19 protein-coding genes are annotated in these 25,145 nt (G+C 46.7%); 7 read left to right on the forward strand and 12 right to left on the reverse strand.

Annotated elements, in window-relative coordinates; genetic code table 11:
- Positions 1–241 precede the first annotated feature (241 nt).
- Together gabT and EKG39_RS12780 are read right to left on the reverse strand one after the other, a co-directional pair.
- Complete coding sequence (gabT, locus tag EKG39_RS12775; protein WP_126506137.1) at positions 242–1,525, reverse strand: 4-aminobutyrate--2-oxoglutarate transaminase; 1,284 nt, start codon at positions 1,523–1,525, stop codon at positions 242–244.
- 70 nt (positions 1,526–1,595) lie between these two features.
- Entirely contained in the window at positions 1,596–3,065 is a 1,470-nt protein-coding gene (locus EKG39_RS12780; protein WP_126506138.1) for an NAD-dependent succinate-semialdehyde dehydrogenase, read from the reverse strand.
- A 179-nt stretch (positions 3,066–3,244) separates the two neighbouring features.
- Here EKG39_RS12780 and EKG39_RS12785 point away from each other — a divergent pair, with 179 nt between their 5' ends.
- Positions 3,245–4,189, forward strand: coding sequence for a LysR family transcriptional regulator (locus EKG39_RS12785; protein ID WP_126506139.1), 945 nt, complete (start codon positions 3,245–3,247; stop codon positions 4,187–4,189).
- A gap of 43 nt (positions 4,190–4,232) precedes the next feature.
- Here the strand turns inward: EKG39_RS12785 and EKG39_RS12790 are convergent, their stop codons facing one another.
- The 3 genes from EKG39_RS12790 to EKG39_RS12800 all read right to left on the reverse strand — a co-directional run bounded on the left by EKG39_RS12790 (position 4,233) and on the right by EKG39_RS12800 (position 6,520).
- A complete protein-coding gene (locus tag EKG39_RS12790; protein WP_126506347.1) occupies positions 4,233–4,868 on the reverse strand; it encodes a LysE family translocator in 636 nt (211 codons plus the stop codon).
- Positions 4,869–5,055: 187 nt separating this feature from the next.
- On the reverse strand, positions 5,056–5,844 hold the full coding sequence (locus tag EKG39_RS12795; protein ID WP_126506140.1) for a substrate-binding periplasmic protein: 789 nt from the start codon (positions 5,842–5,844) through the stop codon (positions 5,056–5,058).
- 127 nt (positions 5,845–5,971) lie between these two features.
- Positions 5,972–6,520 (reverse strand): DUF3087 domain-containing protein, encoded by a 549-nt coding sequence (locus EKG39_RS12800; RefSeq protein WP_126506141.1) that lies wholly within the window; start codon positions 6,518–6,520, stop codon positions 5,972–5,974.
- A gap of 349 nt (positions 6,521–6,869) precedes the next feature.
- On the opposite strand from EKG39_RS12800, the gene EKG39_RS12805 reads away from it, so the two are divergent.
- The 4 genes from EKG39_RS12805 to EKG39_RS12820 all read left to right on the forward strand — a co-directional run bounded on the left by EKG39_RS12805 (position 6,870) and on the right by EKG39_RS12820 (position 11,236).
- A complete protein-coding gene (locus EKG39_RS12805) occupies positions 6,870–8,243 on the forward strand; it encodes a Na+/H+ antiporter NhaC family protein (protein ID WP_246028492.1) in 1,374 nt (457 codons plus the stop codon).
- A 499-nt stretch (positions 8,244–8,742) separates the two neighbouring features.
- Positions 8,743–9,435 carry a DUF998 domain-containing protein gene (locus EKG39_RS12810; RefSeq protein ID WP_126506142.1) on the forward strand — a complete coding sequence of 231 codons (693 nt, stop codon included), beginning with the start codon at positions 8,743–8,745 and terminating at the stop codon, positions 9,433–9,435.
- A 169-nt stretch (positions 9,436–9,604) separates the two neighbouring features.
- The gene (locus EKG39_RS12815; RefSeq protein WP_185817602.1) at positions 9,605–10,321 is read left to right on the forward strand and encodes a pseudouridine synthase; all 717 of its coding nucleotides are present in this window, start codon (positions 9,605–9,607) and stop codon (positions 10,319–10,321) included.
- Between the two features lie 453 nt (positions 10,322–10,774).
- The gene (locus tag EKG39_RS12820; RefSeq protein WP_126506144.1) at positions 10,775–11,236 is read left to right on the forward strand and encodes a hypothetical protein; all 462 of its coding nucleotides are present in this window, start codon (positions 10,775–10,777) and stop codon (positions 11,234–11,236) included.
- A gap of 122 nt (positions 11,237–11,358) precedes the next feature.
- On the opposite strand, the gene EKG39_RS12825 is transcribed toward EKG39_RS12820, so the two are convergent.
- The gene (locus EKG39_RS12825; RefSeq protein WP_126506145.1) at positions 11,359–13,515 is read right to left on the reverse strand and encodes a S46 family peptidase; all 2,157 of its coding nucleotides are present in this window, start codon (positions 13,513–13,515) and stop codon (positions 11,359–11,361) included.
- 244 nt (positions 13,516–13,759) lie between these two features.
- Complete coding sequence (locus tag EKG39_RS12830) at positions 13,760–14,938, reverse strand: aromatic amino acid transport family protein (protein WP_185817603.1); 1,179 nt, start codon at positions 14,936–14,938, stop codon at positions 13,760–13,762.
- A gap of 1,026 nt (positions 14,939–15,964) precedes the next feature.
- Here EKG39_RS12830 and EKG39_RS12835 point away from each other — a divergent pair.
- Positions 15,965–16,531 (forward strand): TMEM165/GDT1 family protein, encoded by a 567-nt coding sequence (locus EKG39_RS12835; protein ID WP_126506147.1) that lies wholly within the window; start codon positions 15,965–15,967, stop codon positions 16,529–16,531.
- A 56-nt stretch (positions 16,532–16,587) separates the two neighbouring features.
- On the opposite strand, the gene katB is transcribed toward EKG39_RS12835, so the two are convergent.
- The 3 genes from katB to EKG39_RS12850 form a co-directional block, all read right to left on the reverse strand.
- Entirely contained in the window at positions 16,588–18,054 is a 1,467-nt protein-coding gene (gene katB / locus EKG39_RS12840; protein ID WP_126506349.1) for a catalase KatB, read from the reverse strand.
- A 494-nt stretch (positions 18,055–18,548) separates the two neighbouring features.
- Positions 18,549–18,788, reverse strand: a complete 240-nt coding sequence (locus EKG39_RS12845; protein WP_126506148.1) for a YgjV family protein — start codon at positions 18,786–18,788, stop codon at positions 18,549–18,551.
- Positions 18,789–18,919: 131 nt separating this feature from the next.
- Entirely contained in the window at positions 18,920–19,357 is a 438-nt protein-coding gene (locus EKG39_RS12850; protein WP_012144276.1) for a PaaI family thioesterase, read from the reverse strand.
- Between the two features lie 982 nt (positions 19,358–20,339).
- On the opposite strand from EKG39_RS12850, the gene EKG39_RS23745 reads away from it, so the two are divergent.
- Positions 20,340–20,465, forward strand: coding sequence for a transposase domain-containing protein (locus EKG39_RS23745; RefSeq protein ID WP_185817594.1), 126 nt, complete (start codon positions 20,340–20,342; stop codon positions 20,463–20,465).
- Positions 20,466–20,572: 107 nt separating this feature from the next.
- Here the strand turns inward: EKG39_RS23745 and ushA are convergent, their stop codons facing one another.
- Positions 20,573–22,306 (reverse strand): bifunctional UDP-sugar hydrolase/5'-nucleotidase UshA, encoded by a 1,734-nt coding sequence (ushA, locus tag EKG39_RS12860; protein WP_126506150.1) that lies wholly within the window; start codon positions 22,304–22,306, stop codon positions 20,573–20,575.
- 167 nt (positions 22,307–22,473) lie between these two features.
- Entirely contained in the window at positions 22,474–25,113 is a 2,640-nt protein-coding gene (locus EKG39_RS12865) for an endonuclease (protein WP_126506151.1), read from the reverse strand.
- Between the last annotated feature and the right edge of the window lie 32 nt (positions 25,114–25,145).

A 25,145-nucleotide genomic window follows, 5' to 3' on the forward strand; every position in this document is an offset into this window, starting at 1 on the left:
CACAAGCATAAAAGCCATGGATTCAGCTCTTTACAATGAATGAGTTCAGAATGACGGTACAAAGAAGCTTCAGGCATAAAAAAACACCCCGCCACAGAGGGACGAGGTGTTGACTTCAAACTTATAAGCTTACGCTCGAGATTCGCGGCTAAAGCCGCTCCTACAAGGAGAATGCCGTAGCTCGTAGCTCGTAGCTCGTAGCTCGTAGCTCGTAGCTCGTAGCTCAAGACTGGCTTCTTTGTTAACTTCCCGCAAGCTCGTTAAACAGATGAGTGAACTTATCTAAACCTTCATAGATTATCTCATCAGAGATCGTCAGCGCCGGCAGGAAACGAATAACATTGCCGTAGAAGCCGCAGGCCAGAAGAATTAATCCGTGCTCGGCAGCTTTACCGATAATGGCCTGAGTGAGCTCGGTATTGGGCTTGTCGGCATCTCCATCTTCGACCAACTCCAGGGCGATCATCGCCCCTTGATGTCGAACTTCACCAATCAGATCCGGATGTGCATGTTGAAGCGAGGTAAGCTGCTCATTGAATATGCTGCCGATAAGCGATGACCGCTGAACCAGGTTCTCCTCCTCCATCACTTCCAACACAGCTAGCGCTGAGACGCATCCCACAGGTGAGCCACCATAGGTGCCACCTAAGCCACCCGGCAGCGGCGCATCCATGATTTCACTCTTGCCCACGACGGCCGCAATAGGAAATCCACCGGCGATCCCTTTCGCCATGGTCATCAAGTCCGCTTCGACATTCGCATGTTCGAAACTGAACATCTTACCGGTACGGCCAAATCCGGTTTGGATCTCATCGGCGATCAAGACGATACCATGTTGATCGCATAGCCGACGCAGTGCCTGTAAAAACTCACTTGGCGCGGCATAGAAGCCGCCCTCGCCCTGCACAGGCTCTACGATTATAGCCGCGACATCGCTCGGAGCAATATCCACTTTAAATAGGTTTTCCAGCGCCTTAAGCGAGTCCTTTACTGATACGTCATGGAAGGCCATCGGAAAGGGTGCATGGTAAATATCACCGGCAAATGGGCCGAACAGGTGTTTATAGGGACTTATTTTTCCCGTCAACGCCATCGTTAAGTTAGTCCGGCCGTGGAAACCACCGTTAAAGGCAATAACCCCTCTGCGACCGGTATGGGCCCGGGCAATCTTGACGCAGTTCTCTACGGCTTCCGCCCCGGTAGTCACAAAGATGGCTTTCTTTTCACTGTCACCGGGTGCAATTGCGGTGAGCTTTTCAGCTAACTCAACCGCCGACTCATAGGGATTTATCATGACACAGGTGTGACTAAACTTATCTAACTGCGCCTTAACCGCTGCCACAATTTTTGGATGACTATGGCCGGTATTACACACCGCGATTCCGGTACCAAAATCGATGTAGCGCTTGCCTTCCACATCCCAGAGTTCGGCATTATGCGCCCGCTCGACATACACAGGATAGACATTCCCCTGACCGCGAGGCATCACTTTGGCTTTGCGCGCTTGTAAATTGCTGTTCGTCATTACTCTTGTCCTTTAATTTGATACAGGCTCTAGGCTCTAGGTTCTAAATGCCTAGTACCTAGCGATCTATTTATCTATCCAAACCACCCATGCACAGGTATTTAATTTCCAGATAATCACCGAGCCCGTACTTAGAACCTTCACGACCATTTCCCGATTGCTTGACTCCACCAAATGGCGCAGCGGCATTCGAGATAATGCCCTCATTCACACCAACCATGCCAAACTCCAGCCCCTCACCGACTCGCCAGATACGTCCAATATCACGGGAATAGAAATACGCCGCCAGTCCATACTCGGTATCGTTGGCCATAGCGATCGCCTCCTCTTCGTTATCGAAGCTGATGATGGGCGTCACGGGGCCAAATATTTCATTACGCGCCAATGGCATATCGTTGGTCACATCGGTGACAATAGTCGGTTCGAAGAAATTAGCCCCCTCTTGGCTTCGCTGACCACCAGCTAGCAAGTGGCCGCCCTGGGCGAGTGTTTCATCGACCAGCTTGCTGACATTATCCACCGCAGCCGATGAGATCATCGGACCGATAGTCACCCCTTCGGTGAGTCCATCTCCCAGGCTCAGAGCCGCAACCGCACTGGCAAACTTATCGGTAAACTCCTGGGCGACCCCTTCTTGAACATAGATACGGTTAGTGCAGACACATGTCTGACCGGCATTGCGATATTTAGAGACAAGCGCCCCCTGCACCGCAGCGTCGATATCCGCATCATCGAAGACGATAAATGGCGCATTGCCACCGAGCTCCATGGAGACCTTCTTCACCGTCGTCGCGCTCTGAGTCATCAAGATTTTGCCCACAGCCGTCGAGCCTGTGAAGGTAAACTTAGACACATCAGGATGTTGGGTCAGCACTTTACCCATGCCCACGGCATCTTCACCCACCACAACATTAAATACACCTGCGGGGATCCCCGCCCGCTCGGCCAACTCTGCCATAGCAAGCGCCGACAGGGGCGTCAGTGGTGAAGGACGAACCACAAAGGTACAACCTGCCGCTAATGCCGCCGCCGCTTTACGCGCGATCATCGCATTGGGAAAGTTCCAGGGAGTAATCGATGCCACAACCCCTACAGGCTGCTTAATGACGATGATGCGCTTATCACCCGATGGCGCCGGAATCGTATCGCCATAGACGCGCTTCCCCTCTTCGGCAAACCACTCGATGAAAGCGGCACCATAACCAATTTCACCTTTCGCTTCGGCGAGGGGCTTACCCTGTTCCAGGGTCAATATCCGTCCCAGGTCGTCTTGATTCGCCATCATGAGATTGAACCAGGTTCTGAGGATGGCTGCTCGCTCGTTAGCTGACTTTTTTGACCATGCAGGCAGGGCTTTCTTCGCGGCCAGTACAGCCGCCTCAGTTTCTTCGATACCGGCATTGATCACATTGGCAACGACGTTATCATTAGCAGGGTTGGTCACTTCGAAAGTGGCTGAGGAGCCAGTGTTAGCCTCGATCCATCGGCCGTCGATATAAGAGCTGAGTTTAACCAAACTAGTGTCTTTAAGATCTTGCATATTCACTCCTGCAGAAATAAATTTATCTCTAAAAATTTTTATAAAAAACTTTCTCAAAAACTCTTTCTAAAAACTTTCTCTAAAAACTCTTTCTAAAAACTTATAGTCCCTATTGAATAGCAAAATGAACTCATGTTAAATACAAAACATTAAACCTTATGTTTTATGGTGGTAAAACTATGGGCAAACATTCGATCATTCCAAAAGCCATTACCGAGTATGACCTGCGTCTACTGCGTATCTTTCGTACCGTTGTAGAGAACGGTGGCTTCTCGGCATCCGAAGCCGAGCTGGGGGTTACTCGCTCGACCATCAGCGTGCATATGTCTAATCTTGAGAGCCGCATGAAGCTCAAGCTATGCAGCCGCGGACGTGGCGGTTTTGCCTTAACCGAAGATGGGCAGGCTGTCTATCATGCCTGTATAGAACTTTTTGATTCACTCAACGACTTTTCGCTTCTTGTCAATGGCTTAGGTAAAGAGCTGAGTGGTGAATTGATTCTGCTATGTGCCGATCAGCTCGATAGCACCATGCAGCAGAAGCTTGCTCAGGTTATCCAGTATCTACACATCAAAGAGCCACAGTTGCATCTGATATTAGACGGTGAGGCCATTCACAATATCGAGCGAGCCTTATTGCAGGAGAAGGCCCATGTCGGCTTGCTACCCAGCTATCAGCAGATCGAAGGCCTGAGCTACAAGACTATCTTCAGTGAGCCTATCTATCTTTGTTGCAGTAGCAATCACCCCTATTTCAAGCTAAGCGATGAAGATATCACTCCCGAGATGTTAGCCCAGTCCCCGTCCATACATCCGGGGATAGATATCGACTCAGAGGGACGTGAACAATTGAAGAAACTTAATCTCTCGGCAAAGGCGTACAAGTTTGATACCAGAAAAACCCTGATACTCTCCGGCTGCTATATGGGTTACCTGCCACAGAGTTATATTCAGACAGAGCTTGAGTCAGAGCAGATGAGGATCATCCACTCAGATTCGGCCAGTTATCAATTTAACCTGTCGATGGTGTTTAAGAAGAGCCCGCGGGAAACCAGCAAGGTAGAACTTCTCAAAGCCGCATTCGAAGAGGTTTTCCATTTGAAATCAGCGGGTAACTCGAGATAAAACGACTGATACCAATCGGAATAGGCTCAGATGAGTATGGGGATCAGGTCTGCTCACCGAGTGCCAACTTGACACCGAAGCCGATAAACAGAGTTCCTGCAATTTTGTTCAACCAATGACTCAGGGATGAACTCTGTTTTACTTTACGGCTCAGAGAAGAGGAGCTCCATGCGAGAAAGTGACACCAAATCATGCCATTGAAGATAAATATCAAACCTAACACAATGAATGACACCGCTTTATTCGGGGAGTCATAGGCGATAAATTGTGGCACAAAGGCCAGAAAAAACAGGGCGATTTTTGGGTTCAACACATTGGTTAAAAAACCTTGAGAATAGACCCTGTAGAGTGAAGTTGGCACTTGCTCTTTAACGTCCTGCGTCGCAGTATCCCTGCGGCTCAATAACATAGACAAGCCAATATACATCAGATAACAACACCCGAGCACCTTAATCACGGTGAAAGCCAGCGCCGAAGTTGCGAGTATTGCCGATAAGCCAAACGCTGCGGCCAGAATATGCACTAAGGTGCCGGTAGCTATTCCCCAGGAAGCCATCGAGCCGCCTCTGAAGCCTTGTGTTGCACTGCGGCCGACAATATAAAGCGAGTCGGGCCCCGGCATGATATTCAGCGCAATTCCCGAGAGCACAAACAACCAAATATCGTTAATTCCCAACATACTCACCCTTAGCTTCCAACTGAACATACTCCGCCAGGCAACGACCCGTCAGGCTGAGATATAGCAAATAAATCCATGTCTGCATAGCTTTGAGTAGATTGTATGGTGACCGATGGACGCAGAGCTAACTCTCTTCACCGGGATCATATCATCCAAGAGCCTAGTGCCTAGTGCCTAGTGCCTAAGCTTATAAGCTACTCTCGCGCCACCAGGCTTCGATAATCTTCTCATAACTGCCATCTCGCTTCATCTCAGACAGAGCCTCATCAAAGCTATCCCTGACATGAGTAAGCTGATTCACCTTAGAGAAGGCCATATAAGCCGATGTCGTCTGAATAATTGGTGATAGCCTCTTAATATTTTTACATCGTTTAATGGAGGTGTTTTGCAACACCTTGATCCGGCTGGAGGCGTAATGAATGGTATCTTTTTCACCGATAAGGATATCGATATCGCCGGTACATAACTTCAGGAGTAAGGTATCGAATTCAACATCTATACTCAGGCGTTTAATGACCTTGTCGGCTATAGCTTTATCGAAAATAGTCCCATAACTGAAGTCTTGCCGACCGCCAAAATGGAATTGACTCAGCGCAGTCAGATCTCCATCGAAGGTGATTGGGGAGTCTTCGACAACAAAAAGAGTTATCCTCTCCTCCATTAATACTATCTGGCTAAAATCCATGTAGGCCAGGCGTTCCGGAACAACCAAGACTTCGATTAAGCCATCAATTCTCCCCTCTTTCATAAATTTTAACGCTCTGGACCAGGGCAAGACCTGCAACTTGATGGGCTGCTCGATACGTTGAAAAACGGCTTCAACCAGACGCACAGACACACCGTGAAATTCACCATTAACGGTATATTCGTAGGGGGGATATTCCAGTATCGCAATATCGAGTGCATCTTCAGCGAACGCCGGAAAATGTAAGCTGCCACACAAGAATAGAATTAACGCTATGATGGTTCTTTTCATGACTCACCCGGATAAGAGCATCAGCCAATCGAGTGCTGGCAACACATGCTCTCACCAAGTTTAGACCAAAATTCCCCCGTTCACCTTTCTCCGGATGATGAATGAAACCAGCTTTAAACTGCTATTTTCAGCTCTCAACTCTCAGGTCTATTAGCATAGATTCTTCAAACATATCGGGCGACACCGACAACCCCAACCTGGTTATGGTCTCTTCGAGCTCTGCGATATCCTGCTCCAATTTGGGCATGGTGAGCGTATTATTATCAAGCAGGTAGACCTGCTTCTGGCTGGTGTAATAAAAACTCAGGGTAATGAAGGCATCGATGCTATCTGCACCCGCTGCACTTTTGATGCTTTTAAGCTGGCGATAGATTCGGTTATGCAGCGCCTTGAGTCGCCAAACATAATAGACTTCACCGAGAAATGGATTGTCTTTGATTCGCCATAGGGCACCGCCACACGCCACGGCGGCTAAGATAACTCCGAGCAAATTGAGATGAAAGTTACCGGTCGACTCAACATCTCTGCCGGCAGACAGGCTGGTATCGGCTCCGAAGATGGCGATCAACCCGGTACCGAAGACCAGTGACAAAATGATCAAACCAGCGACTAACCCCACAGTGACGATATTGAGATTCTTTTTATATATATTCTTATCAATTTCGCGTAACTTCATATATTCATGTTCTCTAAGGTACAGGCACAATTCATATCTGCGCTCAACACTAGCCATAGTATCTCAGGAGAGGCTTAAGACTGAGTAAAATAATGATTGAGTGCACATTTTTGTCTGCAAACAATAAAAACGTACAATTAGAAGTAAAAACATCTAGACGTCTAAATTGACAGACGTCTACAAATCTCATATCCTCTCGACTATTGAGATGTACCATTCTGTCATTTTAGGCTCACAGTTAAGCATTAGTTAAACATTGACTAAACTTTGGTTAACATGAGTTAGATAAGAGATAAAAATGACGGTGTGTTCCAGCTAGGAGGGCTAAGAACCAATGGTTTGATGAACGATGAAAAGAGAGAACACTTTGACTATTTCGACTAATACCCAAGAAACAGCAGCCAATGGCATTGCCCCTCGCGCCTCATTTGTGGCACTACTTCCACTTTTTTTATTTCTGGCCCTATTTATTGGTGCCGGCGTCTATTTCCAAAGTCAGGGCGTTGATTTTGCGTTTTATCAACTTCCCAGCGTTATCGCTATTTTGCCAGCCATTGTTTTTGCCCTCATCATCTCGAAACAGAAGCTCAATCAAAGCATAGATACCTTTATCGAAGGTATCGGTCATTCAAACATCATCGCCATGTGCCTTATCTACCTGTTAGCCGGCGCATTTGCATCTGTTGCCAAAGCAACCGGTGGCGTGGATGCAACAGTAGCTCTGGGCTTGTCTCTGGTACCGTCAAACCTGCTGCTACCCGGCTTCTTCGTCATCGCCGCCTTTATTGCTACCGCCATGGGAACCTCTATGGGGACGATTGCCGCCGTGGCGCCGATAGCGTTAGGCGTGGCTAACGAAGCCCAGATAGAATTGGCCATAATGGCTGGTGCGGTAATATCAGGTGCTCTGTTTGGTGATAACCTCTCTATCATCTCCGATACCACTATTGCAGCGACGCGTACCCAAGGTTGTGAGATGAAAGATAAGTTCAGAGAGAACTTAATCTTCGCCATTCCAGCTTCTATCATCACCTTAATCGTCTTCACATTAGTCGGTCAGGGACAGGCTGATGTGGCACCTCAAGATATAGATTTCATCAAGGTCATCCCTTACCTCACAATTTTAATCTTGGCGGTATCTGGCTTAAACGTATTCGTGGTTCTCACCATAGGAATTTTACTCGCTGGCGCCACAGGCTTATTCACCATGGATTATGGTCTGATCCAATTTGGTCAGGATATCTATACCGGTTTCACCAACATGCAGGAGATCTTCATTCTCTCTATGCTTGTCGGCGGATTAGCGGCATTGATGCAACAACAGGGCGGTCTTACCTTTGTCAACGAACAGATTGAAAAGCTGATCACACGTTTCTCTAAGGCAAAAGGCGAAGCATCGACTCGCGCATCGGAGCTGGGTATGGCAGGTATTGTAGCCTTGACCAACACCTGTGTGGCCAACAACACAGTGTCTATTGTTGTCACGGGTGACATAGCTAAAGACCTCGCTCAAAAGCATGAGGTGACACCTAAGCGCGCCGCCAGCATCATGGATATCTTCTCGTGCATAGTGCAGGGGTTAATACCCTATGGTGCACAGGCACTGCTGGTCGCTTCAATCTTTAGCATCTCACCGCTACAGGCTGTAACTCACGCCTGGTACTGCATGATCTTAGCCGTTGTCGCTATCTCTATCGTCATTTTACGTAAGCGAGTTGCTTAATAGCAGCTTTGCTTACTGCAGTGAGCTAACCACACAAGAAAAGAGAAGGCTACGGCCTTCTCTTTTTTGTGCTCATAATCCTTCGCTACTAGTCCTTATCTTGACGCCCTTAGCTGGTAGTCCTTAAACATTCGTGGCTAAAGCCACTCCTACATAGAGAGCATCGTAGCTTATACCTATAGTGGTATTGAAGATGTGGCCAAAATAGGGCACCTTATGGGGATAATTCAGCTAGACTCTTTGTTGTATCCCAGTCTCTTGGACAAGAGTTTTACAAGAGTCTTTATACCAGAGTCTGGTCTATTAGGGTCGACTACCAGATCAATAGTGGGTCATCTCAGCTAACCCGTTATAGCTAAGTTGAAACAGATAAGCTGAAACAGATAAGCTGAAACAGATAAGGATATCGGGTCTCTATAAAGAGATTGAGTAAAGGAGTGCATCTCGCTGCACTCCTTTTTTATTATTCACCCGTTATAAGAAAATGAGTGCAAACTCAATGCAGACAGATCTGAACCTCCACTCTACCCACTATGATCTACACCGCTTAGTGATCTGGATGATTTTAGCCGGCGCACTGGTGACCTCTGCTGGCATCTCTATCTCTGTCTGGGCCGAATACCAAAGAATTGGTGTCGAAGTGTTTTTCAGACGTGCCGATCTGCTGGGAGACTATATTCATTCGCCTCTGGCTTACGTCTATAACATGTCCCTGATCAGCGCTGGCTCCTGCATTTTATTGGCCATGTATGGTCTGTATCAACTCAAACTCGGCGACTTTAGCCATTACCTCTCACTTTCAGGCTTCTGGGTGGGACTCTCAATTATCCTGATTGGTGTATTTCCTATCAACTACCTTTATGAGCACAGGCTGGTATCGACCAGCTTCTTAATAGGTACATTTGTGCTTCACCTGCTTACCATCAGTATGCGAATAAATCACAAAGAGCTATGCTCAAACCCACTTTTTATATTAGCTATTTTGGGATTTATCAGTGCCTCAGGGCTTATCTATCAGCTCGACTGGAGCCTGCTTGACTTTCAACCCTGCTCCCATGGAAAATCAGAGGTCTGCTGGGTTGCGCTCAATATGTGGTTTCAGACCAATGTCACTATGCTGTGGTGCGTCTTGCTAGCATTTAATGTTAAAAAGCTGGCCGAACAAAATGCAAAGATGCAGGCGTCTGATTAATCCCGGTCAACGGGTCATTTAAATGCTAGACTCATCGACAAACTATAATCCCCTCCCTTTTCGACAGGCTAGATGACTTCGTCTTCAATCATTTCAGTGGCAATCATTTCACCGACAAGCATTTCAGAGGCGAATACTTCTATGGAAACGACTATCTATGGAGGCGACTATCAGGCTCGCTAAATATCTGGCTCTAACAGGCCTGTGCTCACGCAGAACCGCGACACGCTACATTCGCGATGGCCTGATCACGATTGACGGGCGCTTAGCCAATCATATCGACACAGTCACACTCATCGAGACGCCCGATGGCGCATTCTGCAGAGAGTCACTTCTGTTCGAAGGCATTGCGGTTGCGGGCATAGAGCCGAAACAATATTGGATACTCAACAAGTCCGTCGGTACAGATTGCCGCCTATTGCCCTGCGATCCCGATTCACTCGTTCACCTTTTACCAGAAAGCCCCAGACTCTACCCGGTTGGCCGTTTAGATAAGGACTCCCGTGGTTTGCTGCTACTCACTAACGATGGCGAGCTGACTCAGAAACTGATGCATCCCGACTTTGGTCATACAAAAACCTATCGGGTGCGGGTCGACCGCCCCTATGAAGATGAGTTTCTACACCAGATGGCTCAGGGAGTCAGCTATAAAGATGTCACCACACTAGCCTGCAAGATGAGTAGGCTGAGTGCAGACAGATTTGAGATAGTACTTACCCAGGGGCTAAACCGACAGATACGTCGTATGAGTCAGGCACTGGGCTACAAGGTCATCGACCTCAAACGAATCAAGATCCAGAGTCTGGAACTGGGCACACTTAACGAGGGTGAGATGCGGCCACTGACTGAGGCTGAAATATCAACCCTTAGATCAGCCTTGGAATGAAGGCTGATTACATTTTCTCTGTAAACTGTTGGTGTTGAGTGGAGTGCTTGAAGGCCGTACCTTCATGGCTATCTAACGCCTGCCCGGCGAGGGAATGTGTGGACACTTCTTCGGGCCGCTGTGAAGCCATTCATGGCCGCTTAACGAAAACATCCTTGTTTTCGATACCCTCAGACGCATCCACACCTGGGTATTCAAGAAAAGTTCTCTCTTCGATTCGGCTTTACCCGCTAAATATCATCTCTTTGTGAAATCCAGTAAAGTCTTATGCAGACCTCATAAACACCCACACATCTTTTTACCGAACAGTTTCAAGTATTGTTTCTTCAAGAAATAAAAAATAATCCTTTGGAGCAAAGAGTTGCAGATGGTAGCTTTACCTAATAATAAAGCAGCCAAGAACGTTATCGAGCTGCTGTTGAATAAGCGTTATACGTTCAGGGAAGATATAATATGAGTTATCTTAGATTAGTCTTATTGAGTATGTGCTTAGCGACTTGTTATTACTCACTGACCATTACCGCTATAGGGATCGCAGCGGCTGATAAAATATTTTGGTGGTTTGAATGGAAAGATAATTTTCATTTTTATCATATAGCACAAAATTTTATTGGTATTGGCCTAGCAGCTTTAATTCCAGCCTACCTTGTACACAGTTATGAATCAGATAAAAGATGGGTAAGTATTGGAATAGTAATTTTTATATCAATGCTTTTACAAGGTAATATTAACTATGCACCTTGGGATCCACTTGGAATAGTTAGGTTTTTTAAAGGTACACTGTATTATGGTGATATTGGCTCGGTTGGTATATTTTTAGAAATATTGTTTATGCCCATCCTTTGGCTTTTGGTATTTGGCAAACGAACTAAGTACCAAACCAGCCCAGTGCACCCAGCTCAAAAAGATATTTGAAACTTGTTATCTGACAAGTAAAACCCTGAGGGGTAAAAAAACAAAACGGGCACAAAAGTGCCCGTTTATACTTGATCAAGCCCGAAACTCGAAACTCAAATCTCGAACCTAGCCACTGATGGCTAGTGCACGATCTCCATCTCGGCTAACAAGTTATCTGCATTGTCCAGATACTTCATTACCCAAAGCATGTAGCGGCTATCGATCTGAATAGAGCGGTTTGTCTCAGGATCGTAACCCCAATCACCGATGATACTTTCATATACACCATCGAACAGCAGACCAACTAACTCGGCGCGACCATTCAGCGTCGGCGAACCTGAGTTACCACCTGTGGTATCTAAGGTCGACAGGAAGTTAACCGGTACAGAGTCCAGAGATTTCACGTAGAAATCGCCATACTGCTTCTGCTTGATCAGCTCCAGTTGCTTAGATGGCGCATCGAAAGGACTTACGCCCGTATCTTTAGCCAGGATCCCCTCTAAACGTGTGAATGGCACAGCCTGCAGACCGTCCTGAGGCGAGTAACCTTTCACATGACCAACAGACACACGCAGGCTTGAGTTAGCATCGGCGTATACAGGCTTACCCAGCTCTGTGTTATACGCGATAATGGCATCCATATACTGAGGACGCACCTTCATCAGCTTACCCGCAAGCTCTTTATCTTTCTTCTCTTGCTTCATGTCCGTGTCATACATGGCAACGGCAAACTTGATGAAAGGATCATTAGACGCTTTAAAATCGGCAACCGACTTATCTAACCAAGCCAGACGGGTATCCATTTCACCGAGTTTAGTCTTGGCATACATCTTATCTAACGTCTTAGACAGTTTCTTTTCATCCAGTTTCTTACCTATACCGAACACTTTATCTAAGGCAGTGATACGCTCACCGGCTGGCAATACGGCATAACGCTTCAACAGATCGAACAATACTGCCTTATCGACACTGGCTGCATAACGACGATCGATACGCTCCATCGAAGACTTGAAGCGGATCATGTCACGTTCCTGATAACCCGGCTCACGCGCCATATCATCAAGCTGCTTCTCATTGGCAAGGCGATATAGCTTACGTGCAGTAGGCACCATAGTCGTGTAACGGATGTAGCCTAAGATGATATCGCGTGCCTGATGCTCCTGCCCCTCTGCAATCAGCTTATCCAGCTCAGCCAGCGTCTTACCGTATTGTTGCTGACGCTTACTGTCTTTGCTGATCCAGTTAGCCAACTCTGACTCACGACCCTTACGGTCGTCCAGCATAGTCGATTTACCGTAAAACTCGATCATTGAGGTGAAGTTCTTGGCATAGTTAGCCAGACCCGCGATCAGGCTCTCATACTTGATGCGCTCGTCACTGCCTTCTGGCGCAGTTTCTTTGATGATCTCGATAAAACGTTCGCGCAGCATCTTACCTTCAGGGTATGCCCACTCAAACTGATTCTCGACTTCATTGGCGGTGCGGTAGCGGTTAGTACGACCAGGATAACCGGCAACCATGACAAAATCGCCATCGCTGACGCCCTTAGCCGACACCTTCAGGAAGCTCTTTGGCTCGTAGGGTACGTTGTCTTTACTGAAATCGGCAGGCTTGCCCTGCTTAGATACGTAACCACGGTAGAAAGAGAAGTCACCGGTGTGACGAGGCCACATCCAGTTATCGATATCCCCGCCGTATTTACCCACGCTTGCCGCCGGGTTATAAACCAGACGCACATCGCGGATCTCAAGCTGCTTAACCAGGTAATACTCCAGGCCACCATGGAAACTATAGACCTGACAACGATAACCATCTTCGGCTTCACATTCGGCAACTAAAGATTTCTCCTTATGCTCTATGCCCTGATAAAAATCATTACCAACCTTGCTCTCTAACCCTTTCTTAACCTTGTCTGTCACATTGGTGACAGCTTCGGTGACATAGATACGGGAACCAGGAGTTGCCTGTAACTCTTCGCCATATGACTTAGCCAGGAAACCATCTTTAAGCAGGTTTTTCTCGGGAGTCGAGTTGTACTGAATCGAGCCATAGGCACAGTGATGGTTAGTCACAGCAAGGCCTTTAGGCGAGACAAATGAAGCGGTGCAACCACCCAGGCTGATCACGGCATTCATCGGGAATTCGGTTAATTTAGAGATCGATTTTGCATCTATCTCTAACCCTTTAGCCTTAAGCTCATCTGCTAAGGCAGGTAGTTGGTATGGTTGCCACATACCTTCATCGGCTTGAGCACCGAAAGAGGCGGCGACAGCTACAGTAAGAAGCCATTTTTTCATTATATTAAGTCCGTTTTGAATTATTATTCGATCAATTTGCTTGTGTTGCTTTTGTTGATTGCGTTGATTGTGTTGCGAATTATTGCCTTATACCGATTGGTATTACTAAAAACCGGGCAAAAAAAAGCCGAGTCCGATATTTTCATATTCGAACTCGACTTTATCATAAGCGGCCATAGTTACGACAGCCCTTGAATTATTCCCTTACAAAGCTACAAGCTTGTACGGGCCGATAGGGCGTCACCTATAGTGCGACCCAAAGCTGTGAGGCAATAATAACGGCACCTAACAAGCCTGCAATGGCTAACGCAGGGGTTCCACCCGCCACCTGATAACCACTATCATCTGCCTGCGGACGTTGCTTTAACGCCATCACGATCGGCAGGAAGATGATCATCACGACCAAAGGAATCGCCGCGAAACCCAGTACTGCCACAAATCCTTCCGGAATATAGAGTGCACACAAGACCGGAGGGATAAAGGTGATCAACCAGGTTTGAATACGACCGGCAATGGTAGGTCTGGCTCGGGTTAACTCTCCGATGAAATCATACAGGCTTAAGGTTACACCGAGGAAAGAGGTCACCAAGGCAAAGTCTGCAAATAGCGAGATACACTTACTTACCCATGGCTGAGCCGCGATCTCCTGCAGAGAACTCACCAGTGCCGGCAACGAACCGGCAAAGCCGTGAATGGCTTCACCGCCAACGGTACCCAATGTTACCAATAACCATAAAACATAACATAGCAGAGGCAGTGTCGAGCCTATCAGGAGTACCTTACGCAGTGTCATTGTATCGCCATCAAGATAACGCACTAAGGTTGCGATACAGACATGGAAACCAAATGAGGTAAATACCACAGGAATCGCTGCCATCCAGACATCGAAGTTACCCTCTTCCATCGCGGCTACGGCCATCTGAGAAGGGCTAACTTCAGGCATTAAGAATCCAACCGTGACGACGAGAAGCGCTATCATCAAAGAGAACAGAATACGGGAAACCTTATCGACCCAGGCCACACCGAAGGCGGCGAATAGTCCCAACGTCAGAGTAAACAGAACCACAGCCGCTTGGTTATCCAGCGCGACATCAAACATGGTTTCGGCTTTCAGAACCAATAGAGACGAGCCACCGGTAAGATAGGCCGCCGTCAGGGCAAACAACAAGCTCAGGAAGGAAGCTCCCTGAATAAGCTGACCTCTCTTGCCCAACACTTTACCGGTAATGGCATGAACATTATCACCCACTCCGGTACGAAGATTAATCTCCAGCATCAGTAGTGAGGTGTAAGCTGAGACTCCCCAAATGAGAACGAGTAAGAGTATGGCGGGAATGATCCCAAGAGCAGCGGTTGCCAGAGGCAGTGCTAACATTCCGGCACCGATGGCGGTACCTGCAACGATAGCGATAGAGCCGAGCATTTTTAAATTCACAAAATTGTCCTGTTAGATTTGTATCTTATTTTATTTTGGTGGGTCAAATTTAGAACGACTTTGAAGGAGAGATTTAGCAAGATATCAAATCAAGATTAACAGCCTCCAATCGAATCGGGTCTATCGACCACCATGATTTCAATTGGCCTCAATGGCTTAGTTAATCAATAAGTGAATTCACCCAATTAACTCAGCCACTGAGGCTGCATAAATCGAGAAGAAAATTGATAGAACTGCTGCATTACGACTCTATACTCTAAAAAATGATTGTAAACGACAGTAACAGCTCAGCCCCCGCTGGGCAAGCCACTTGTGTACAAAGTATGGCTAAAACCAAAGATGTAACAACTCCATATCGAGTCATTAAAACTAATTGGTAAACCGTCCAAAACAGCTGACCTTTGTATGATTCATATACGATGACGCTCAGAAACTCAGCTCCATAACTCAACATTATTTTAAGGAGTTGCGATCAAACTCTGCCTGAGTATAATTCCCGCACTACTTCAGGGGAGTAGCTAACTATTTAGTCTGATTCAGTGTGGCGTTCTATCGATATAGACGTCTGAGCAGGCTAAGCAGAGTGAACATCAACATACTTGGCCACATCGCCATGGTGTTCACGGCAACAGGACTCGATGAGTCATATTGCCAGGCAAGACCTGAGTGCAGTTACCGCTTATTATTTATAATGAATTGGGGGGCGGTGGAACTGCGCTCGGATTTTTTTGCCCCCCAAAGGAAAATACCAATCCCATGAAATATCGGAACAATTCAGAGCCACTCAGGCTTTTCAATTCACGACGCATTGATGAGGAAATGGCTATTCCCTTTTAAGTCAATGCAACACAGAAGTGGAATGCCTGAGAGGCTCCCGCAGGGCGGGGCTCAAAGCACTTTATGCTACGTTAGATGCTTTCGATATAGAAAAACTATTAGCTTCAAGCATCCGCCTTGCCTTAAGAACTTTGAGCTCCCGCTGAATGGTCACATATTTTATAGGATTGGTATCACTTGGAAGCTCTACTCGCATCAACTCTTACCGTTGCCGTTGCCGAAATCGGTGATAAGACTCAACTGCTCGCCCTTATTCTGGCCGCCAGATTCAGCCACCTCAGTGGAGGAAAAACGGCCATCATTCTCGGTATATTCCTGTCAACGTTACTGAACCACTTTGCCTCAGCCTGGTTAGGCCAATGGGCCATAGGTCTGATAAGCCCTGAATTAGCCAGATACCTGGTTGCGTGTTCATTTTTTGCCATCGCACTCTGGGTACTGGTTCCCGATAAGATGGATGAGGAACAGAGTCGTTTCTACAAGATGGGCCCGTTTATAGCGACCTTTATCCTGTTTTTTATTGCAGAGATGGGCGACAAGACGCAAATTGCCACTGTGGTACTCGCGGCAAAATATGATGCTTTGGCTATGGTCGTTATGGGTACGACATTAGGCATGTTAATCGCTAATGTCCCCGTGGTCATTGCCGGTCACTTCAGCGCAGAAAAGCTGCCTATGACCCTGATCCACAGAGGTTGTTCACTATTGTTTGCACTGCTGGGCGTATTGACACTGATATTTTAGAATCCAGAAGGCAAAAACGAGGCCCTAGTTCCTGGGTTCTAGGGCCTCGCTGTCTGCTACAAACCTAAAGCCTGTTTGATGCGCTGTCCGTAGTCGGTATCGGCCTTAGTGAAGTGCTCAACCATGGTCTGCTGCACATCGAGTGTGGCCTGACTTAGACTCCCGCTTATGGTTGCGATCAATCTGGCCCTCTCATCTTCGGGAAGAATGCGGTACAGGTTACCCGCCTGAGTAAAGTCATCCTGGTTATAGCGACTGTATCTGTCGGCTTCACCGTCGAGACGCAATGGCGGCTCGATAAACTGCGATGTGTCGCTCAACCCTTCCATGCGAGAGTTGGGTCCATAGTTTGCAGAAGCATCACCGCCGGTCTGGCTACCATGATATGGACACTGAGTTCCAGCCATCGCTCCGGCTCTTTGATGATGGTTTGCCTTAGTTCCATGAGGGCAATTTACAGGTAACTGGTTATAGTTGGCCCCGATACGATAACGCTGAGCATCGGCATAAGCGAATAGTCTGGCCTGCAACATCTTATCAGGTGAGGCGCCGACACCCGGTACAAGATTACTTGGCGCTAATGCCACCTGCTCGACTTCGGCAAAGTAATTTTCCGGCATGCGGTTAAGTTCTAACTCACCAATTTCGATCAATGGGTAATCCCCATGTGGCCATACCTTAGTCAAATCGAACGGGTTGATAGAATAGGTATTCGCATCACTTTCCGGCATTATCTGTACGTTCACGGCCCAACGCGGGAAGTTGCCATCAGCTATCGCCGCAACCATGTCTCGCTGTGAAGAGTCGGGATCGATTCCCTTTAAAATATCGGCCTGCTCAGGTGTCAGGTTAGCTATCCCCTGCTTAGTCTTAAAGTGGAACTTAACCCAGAAACGTTCCCCCTTAGCATTCCAAAGCGAGTAGGTGTGTGAACCATAGCCATTCATCTGACGATAGTTAGCCGGGATGCCGCGATCTGACATGAGTACGGTAACTTGATGTAATGCCTCTGGGTTTAATGCCCAAAAGTCCCACATGGCTTGCGGATCTTTAAGGTTTGTCTGAGGATTGCGTTTCTGGGTATGGATAAAGTCAGGAAATTTAATTCCGTCACGAAGGAAAAAAGTTGGCGTGTTATTTCCCACTATGTCGTGATTACCCCGAGCGGTGTAGAAGCGCAGACCGAAGCCCCGGGGATCTCGCTCGGCATCGGCCGATCCCATCTCGCCACCTACGGTAGAGAAGCGCACGAAGGTCTCAGTCTGCTTACCCACTTCATTAAAGTGGTCGGCAATCGTGTACTCACTCAAATCTTTTGTCAGAGTGAAGGTGCCATAAACCCCAGTACCTTTCGCATGAACCACTCGCTCAGGAATACGTTCGCGGTTGAAGTGAGCAAGTTTTTCTAACAGGTGAAAATCTTGCAACAGTACTGGTCCACGCTCTCCCGCCGTCATTGAGTTTTGATCATCGGCAACCGGCGCACCATTTTGGCTGGTCAGATAGTTGGTTTGCTCTGTCATACTTTGACTATTCATGTTCTTCTCCAAAATCAAATTTGTTCGTTATGGCTTGTTTCAATCAACCAATTTTCAATCAGGTCGTAGATGGTAGGCATAGCCACAGCTCCGTAAATTAATCATTAGGGCCATAAACTTAAGAATCATTGCTGAAGCAGCGCTCTTAAGCCGTACCTATGTCGATGGAGTAATGATAGGCAAAACGACAAAAAGAACAAAACGATTAAAACAGATAAACCTAATCGATTTTACACAAAAAGATAACACAAAGTATGTGTGTGGAGCTTGAAGCGCACGAGGAGAAACAATGAATATACCGTCAATAGAGTCGTGGGAAATACCGCTAGGTGTTGCTGAGAATTAGAGTGAACACTAAAATTAAAGACTGGATGAAAAACTGGATGAAAACTGGATGAAAACTGGATGAAGAAATAAGATTAAGAGGCAGCCAAGGCCTGCGCAGACCTTGACTGTTATTAACAGCTATTAAAATTAAGCTAGTCCGATTTGTGCTCGTATTTGTACAGTCTTACTAAATAGTAAATATCGATAAGTACAATAAAGAAGTTGACCAAGGCTACGGGAATTGCACTGATCGCCATACCGTAGGCTACAAACAGCGCCGCACCGACAAGATTCCACCAACGCAATTTCTTAATATTCGACATCATGAGTGAGATGGCGACCACGACCGAAGCCAGATAACCCACCCATTCCCAAATTGCTGCGTTATCCATACGCTCTCCAGTGTTTTATTTAAATACTAGTGTTTCTATTATGAACAAAAGCCTGCAATTCCGACAGTTTATTTAAATAAAAATCTGACATAGGTAGCTGAGATTTAAAGCTGGCAAACCAGAGATGATGACTAACGCGCCACTACTGCGGCAGTCATCCTCGAAATACAGCACAACTGACCGGCACCATTATGGATTAACACCTCCCACACAGAGCTTCTCTTACCCAGGTGGACCGGTTTTGCCGTCGCCGTTAAGATACCATTACGGGAGGCTTTAAGGTGATTAGCGTTGATCTCCTGACCTACACAATAGAACTGCTCATAGTCGACAACAAAATTAGCCGCATAGCTGGCGACGGTTTCGGCGAGTACAACATTGGCTCCACCATGAACGATACCCAGAGGGTTATGAACGTCTGGAGATGCCGGCATCGTTGCCTTCATATAATCATCGCCAATCTCTGAAATCTGAATGCCCAGGGTCTTCATTAAGGTGCCTTTACCATGCATGCCCTCATCCATCTTCGCGCAATCTTCCAAGGTTACCGCTCTGAACCAAATCGACATTTTACATCCATCCCTTTTTAATAATGCTCCACAGTCTACTGTGTCATAAGCAAAATTTAAACAGGTGTTCGGGATTGAGGAAAAACGGTAAGTGGTAAGTGGTAAGTGGTAAGTGGTAAGTGGTAAGTCGTAAGTGGTAAGTGGTAAGTGGTAAGTGGTAAGTGGTAAGTGGTAAGTGGTAAGTGGTAAGTAAAGATAAAAGGAAATATTGTCTGCAATACTTATCCAATAGCTTTCTTCAACCTTGAGCTTACGAATAACTCACTATTTTAAGATGGCTCTCGAATACTCTTATTTTTTGCGCCGATTCGTTCGAGACGACCGACATTAGGTGAATATTCGAGAACCGTAGGGCAACTTTTATATTAGGGAGCTCTTGTCCGAAATGAGTACAGCCAACCGATCTGGCAGCATCGAAAACAAACTGATGAAAACTTCCATACATTTTTCATCGATGAAACTTTAAGATGGAGGCAGTGTATACAGACTTATATCAGGAGCAAGGGATCTGCATCACTTTGTCAGAGATAAATAACTTTTTTAAAGGGAATAACTATTTTTTCAACTCAAGTGTTCAAAAGAGGTTATCAAACGCAAAAACAACAAAACAAAACCATTTACAAAAAGACACATAAACAACAAAAACAAAAAGATGCACAAACAACTTTTACTTACATAAGCCTTTCAATAATTATCTTTTCTACCGGGAACACCCCACAAACAGATCAAAAAACCACAAAACAGTAATTAAATAACAAACGAAAACTCCCCATTCATCCTGATTTACAGGAATAGCCCTCATTCATACAAGTTTAAAAAACAAGGTGTGCTAATGCTAGCAATGAAAAAGGTGTTATTAAATTATGCTCACATAATGCAGTTGTGAACATAATTCCATTTATGTGTACGTCTGAATAAGCGTAAAAACTGGCTGTTTGCCAATATCGCAAAGGGGGCTCGTGCCAGTGCTATGCTGTACAGCATGATAGAAAGTGCTAAGGCCAATGGACTCACGCCATTTGATTATCTAATGCATTGTCTACAGCAGCTATCACTCAAGCCTGAGAGTCTAGAAAAGTTATTACCTTGGAATGTACAACTAGGCTAGGTGTAGTTTTCCGGACGCATACCTTAAAAAAATAAAGCCCAACCGAAAGGCTGGGCTCTGTTTCGAGAGCTAAGGTATCAGCTGATTAACCTTATTAAATGATTAGATTAACTGCCGCAGCCATCAGAACTTCTGGAGTTGATATAGCGAACATCTTTCGCTCTGTCATAGTTTACAGGATCGAGCGTGTCATGCTTTTTGATGAATTGATAAAGCATATCTGCATCAATAAAGCCTGTGTCTCTCGCCTTTTCCTTCAACTTGGGATACTTATTACCGCCCGCAGCGTTATAGCTAGGGAGGGTAAATCGATATTTATCCGTTAGCTTGAAGGGCTTGTCACCAACAACTCTGATATCGACATCTTTAGCTTTACAGTCAACGGTCATCTTGATACCGCTGAAGTGGGCAAAGCCTCCAGAACCTCGAGTCTTAAGCGCAACCCTAGACAAATACTTCTTCAGTTCGGCCCCATTCATCTCAGTCACAGTCACACTGTTGGAAAAAGGCTGCACCTTAAGCACATCACGATAGCGAATAGGCCCTTTCTTTATGGTGGCACGAATACCGCCAGAGTTCATGATGCCGAAATCTGCTGGCACAGGGAGCTGAGTCTGAGCATGGGCTATCATCATCCCTAGGGGCGTAGCTTGGTAACGAACAACCTTACGCTTACCAATGAAATCCGCCTTTGCAACACCAATCTGCTCTCTCAACTTCAGCTGCCCATTACGCTGATAAGGGCGAAGCAGTTCAAGAGTTTCCTTATCCTTAGGAGTCAGCATATGAGGCGGATAGTAGGAACCAAACTTGGTTTCTGTATTCACAGGTACCAACTCGTAGTTTGCCAAGTGTAGCTTACCACCATAGTATTCAAAATCGGCGCGACCAACAAACTTGCCCCACTCGTAGGCTTGCATGATCCAAGTGCCATTTTGACGATCCGGCTTACAAGGCTCGTCTCGACCATAATCTTCTACGTACTCACCAGTATCCCCTTCCATACAAACAGGCAACTGTGAATGTCCGCCAATGATTGCTTGGACCTGGCCAGGCTTTAGGCTTTTAGCAAGAGCAACATCACCGGGCGCATTACTACCATGTCTACCATTTTCATAGTGACCCATATGGGTGAGCCCAAACACAAGATCCGGTTGATGCTTCTCTTCAAGCTCTGCCAAAACATCTTTCGCCTCAGCTTGAGCTGAAGTGAATTTAAGATCTTCAACAAACTCTGGATTACCTATCTCAGCGGTATGTTCGGTAGTCAGGCCGACTACGGCTAGCTTCAAGCCCTGAACCTCGAATAGCTTGTAGGGCTCAAAATAGCGTTGCCATTCACCATCGACTTGGCGATAGATGTTGGCCGACAACCAAGGAAATTTTGACCAGCCTCTCTGCTTATCCATCACCGTCGATGGATTATCAAACTCATGGTTACCCACGGCCATGGCGTCATAGCCAAGGTGGTTCATGCCGATAAAATCTGGCTCGGCGTCTTGAAGATCAGACTCAGGAACACCAGTGTTAATATCGCCACCTGAGAGCAGTAAAGTCTCCCCACCTTGTTCGGTGACCTCTTTGCGGATTTGGTCAAGTATGGTTTTTCGTGCAGCCATACCATACTCGCCTCTTGAGCCTTGCCAAAAACGGCCGTGGTGATCATTGGTATGGAGCAAGGTGAAGCGCTTACAGTCATCACCAGCGGCTTGACAGGCGATAGATGCTGTCACCTTAGGCGCCTCTTCCACCTTTTTCTTACCACAACCGCTCAATGCTATCGCTAGAGCGATGGCTGAGCCAGTAAGAAGCAGGCAAGAAGGACGGAGTGAAGTATTCATAATAATCCTTCAATATTATTCAAATAAACGTTGTCACTTGCCTTAATGGCTGATTTCCCATGGAGAGAACAAAGCGCACAAGGCGAGGTTTAGACAACGTCTGTACAGTTAAAAAAAGCAGCACCCAGAGCGATCCCGGTGCTGCTTTTTATAGGCTTAACTGATGATTAGCCTTCGCGGCGACGCCACCACATTAGAGGTAGCAGCAGAGTCATAAGACCACCTAAACTACCAGCCCCATCAGGCTTAGTCCAACCAGCTTCTTCGGTGTTTGTCACCTCAATGCTAACAGACTTACTGAAGCTTTCTTCGCCAACAGTTGCCGTGAGTTCGAACACAAGAACTTGATCGATACTTACGCTAGGTGAAGTCACATCAAGTGTCAGACCTGTAGCGGTAAACACTGCCGTGTTTCCAGATACCTGCTTCCAGCTGTAGCTAGTACCTTCTGGAGCATCAGCAACAGTCGCTGTGATAGCAGTACTTTCGCCTTCGGTCAGCTTGGTGTTACCAGCAAACGTCACATCCAGAGTCAGAGGAACATTGGTCACAGGCAGGCTAACTGCTTTAGTGGTTTCCAGAGAGCCATCACTGATGGTCAGAGTGAAATTCAGAGTTGTGTCGGCTTTAACCATTGGCGCAGTCAAAGACAATACAGCCTCATTGCCAACAACCGTCTTCTCTTCACCAACAATCTGCTCCCACTTGTAAGTAAGAGTAACACCTTCGCCAGCTTTGATTGCAGAGGCATCTATGGTATATGCAGCCCCTTCAGTTACACTCTCAGGAGTAACAATATCACCTTCGACTTCCAAAGCAGGGTTTGGATCGTCACCACAGACTGCACCATACACTTCCTGTACTAACTCAGGGCGGTCAATGAAGGGGTTACGGTTGCCCTGGTATTTGTATACCTGGTTGTTACGATTCTGCTCATAGGTATCAACAGCATCTAACTTGTTCCACGCATACAGAGTACAAAGCGTACCAATTAACGGCTTGCTATCCTCGTCCGTAGTCGTTAGGCGATCAACTACAACTAGATCAGGCATATTAGTTGTAGCTGTATCAGTACCTTGATAACGAGTATCCATATACATGATCATACGGGCTACATCGCCTTTCACCTCATCGCGAGGCTCCCAGCAGTCTGTAGTTTTGTTCAGGTAGTTACCAGTACCAACACCGTTGAACTGAACCTCTTCACCTGTATCGCTACACGCACCAAAGTCATTGTTGCTTCGTGCAGTATTGATACCTGGATCTGCAGGACGCAGGTGATGGGCATCGGTATAGCCCCATTGAGAGTCGCTTGGGAAGCCATGGCTCTTGGCCCATACGTGCTCACGGTTCCACTTGCCCGCACCACTACCACTGGTTTGGTTGTCGTACTTGGAGATGGAAGCCCCCGTGTAGATCTCAATAACATTTTTATCGTTAGCGGGATCTTGGTCAGCGTGGGTCAGTGTGCTCCAAACCTGCTTATAGGTCAGATACTTGTGATCTTTGGCAATAATGGCTGATAAGGTATTCTTAAGCTCATCTGCATTGGCAAAATCGCCACTCAATACATCTGAATAATAGATATCACCATTGAACGTAGTAGGATCGGCAACCGGAGTCAGCGTCTCACAACCAGTACAAGGACCTGTTTCTGGCTCTGGTTCTGGAGGCGTTACTGAACCATCGCAGGCAGCTTCACCAGCACAACCAAGGCCATCAGAGGTATCGACATCGAGTACGACCCACTGGTTGTTGGTACCAGGGAAATCTGCTTCGGCAACTGTGTCACCAGCTGTGACACTGTCTTTACGACGAAGGGTCTTATTCGCGGTGGAGAAATTTGCGTCGTTTGGATCAGTCCAAGCGGAGCCCGGATCCTCACCACGCTTACCGAAGCGATCGATAACTACATCGTCTTTGGTCAATACCAGGGCATCGTCACCGTTGAAGTATGTTACGGTAGAAGCATTGCCTACTTTAAACTCATCAGCGGCACCAGCATTGTGGAAAACGAGGCTATTTCCAGGCTCCAGAGTGCCAGTCAGCGTCTCGGTATTACCAGGGTCCGTTTTACCATTGCCAAATAGAGTCAACTTATAAACGTTAGCATCCAGATCGATGGCAGTGCCACCTACGTTGGAAATCTCAATAGCTTTATTGTTGCTACTGCCTTCGATGTACTCGGTAAGCAACAGTAAGCCTGGAGTGGCTTCAGAGCTACAAGCGCTTTCACCTACGCAGCCAAGGCCATCAGAAGTGTCTGTATCAAACACTACCCACTGATCACCACTTGGGAAGGCTGCTGCAGCATCGGTATCACCAGTGGTAACACTGGCTTTGCGACGTAAAGTTTTATTAGCACTGGAGAAGTCTGCGTTATTGGGATCTGTCCAAGCAGAACCAGGGTCCTCGCCCAATTTACCAAAGCGGTCAATAACGACATCATCCTTGGTCAGTACCAGCGCGTCATCACCGTTGAAGTAGGTAATGGTAGACTCTATTCCCTTTTTAAATTCATCTGCTGCGCCGCCGTTGTGGAAGATAATGCTCTTGCCAACGGCTAGGGTGCCAGTCAGAGTTTCAGTTGCGCCAGCGTCTGTACCACCGTTGTTGTAACGGAGTAATTTGTAGTCAGCAGCATCTAGGTCGATGGAGCTGCTACCAACATTAGAAATCTCAAGGGCCTTGTTGTTGCTGCTACCTTCGATGTACTCAGTAATAACTAAATTAGCATTGGCGGCAGTGGACAGGGTGCCCAAAACCATAGCAGTAGCCGCAGCAACTGCGTTCATTTTAATTCTCATAATCGTATCTCTTTTGAATCTTTGATGGGAAG

Origin of the sequence: Shewanella atlantica (assembly GCF_003966265.1) — a bacterium.
Taxonomy (GTDB): domain Bacteria; phylum Pseudomonadota; class Gammaproteobacteria; order Enterobacterales; family Shewanellaceae; genus Shewanella; species Shewanella atlantica.

Bases quoted from the DNA above. Each gene is read 5' to 3' on its own strand.
- EKG39_RS12795 (WP_126506140.1), bottom strand. From the start codon at position 5,844: ATGAAAAGAACCATCATAGCGTTAATTCTATTCTTGTGTGGCAGCTTA.
- EKG39_RS12800 (WP_126506141.1), bottom strand. From the start codon at position 6,520: ATGAAGTTACGCGAAATTGATAAGAATATATATAAAAAGAATCTCAAT.
- EKG39_RS12805 (WP_246028492.1), top strand. From the start codon at position 6,870: ATGAAAAGAGAGAACACTTTGACTATTTCGACTAATACCCAAGAAACA.
- EKG39_RS12780 (WP_126506138.1), bottom strand. From the start codon at position 3,065: ATGCAAGATCTTAAAGACACTAGTTTGGTTAAACTCAGCTCTTATATC.
- ushA (WP_126506150.1), bottom strand. From the start codon at position 22,306: ATGAATACTTCACTCCGTCCTTCTTGCCTGCTTCTTACTGGCTCAGCC.
- EKG39_RS12810 (WP_126506142.1), top strand. From the start codon at position 8,743: ATGCAGACAGATCTGAACCTCCACTCTACCCACTATGATCTACACCGC.
- EKG39_RS12830 (WP_185817603.1), bottom strand. From the start codon at position 14,938: ATGCTCGGCTCTATCGCTATCGTTGCAGGTACCGCCATCGGTGCCGGA.
- EKG39_RS23745 (WP_185817594.1), top strand. From the start codon at position 20,340: ATGATAGAAAGTGCTAAGGCCAATGGACTCACGCCATTTGATTATCTA.
- katB (WP_126506349.1), bottom strand. From the start codon at position 18,054: ATGACAGAGCAAACCAACTATCTGACCAGCCAAAATGGTGCGCCGGTT.
- EKG39_RS12845 (WP_126506148.1), bottom strand. From the start codon at position 18,788: ATGGATAACGCAGCAATTTGGGAATGGGTGGGTTATCTGGCTTCGGTC.
- EKG39_RS12820 (WP_126506144.1), top strand. From the start codon at position 10,775: ATGAGTTATCTTAGATTAGTCTTATTGAGTATGTGCTTAGCGACTTGT.
- EKG39_RS12825 (WP_126506145.1), bottom strand. From the start codon at position 13,515: ATGAAAAAATGGCTTCTTACTGTAGCTGTCGCCGCCTCTTTCGGTGCT.
- EKG39_RS12850 (WP_012144276.1), bottom strand. From the start codon at position 19,357: ATGTCGATTTGGTTCAGAGCGGTAACCTTGGAAGATTGCGCGAAGATG.
- EKG39_RS12785 (WP_126506139.1), top strand. From the start codon at position 3,245: ATGGGCAAACATTCGATCATTCCAAAAGCCATTACCGAGTATGACCTG.
- EKG39_RS12865 (WP_126506151.1), bottom strand. From the start codon at position 25,113: ATGAGAATTAAAATGAACGCAGTTGCTGCGGCTACTGCTATGGTTTTG.
- gabT (WP_126506137.1), bottom strand. From the start codon at position 1,525: ATGACGAACAGCAATTTACAAGCGCGCAAAGCCAAAGTGATGCCTCGC.
- EKG39_RS12790 (WP_126506347.1), bottom strand. From the start codon at position 4,868: ATGTTGGGAATTAACGATATTTGGTTGTTTGTGCTCTCGGGAATTGCG.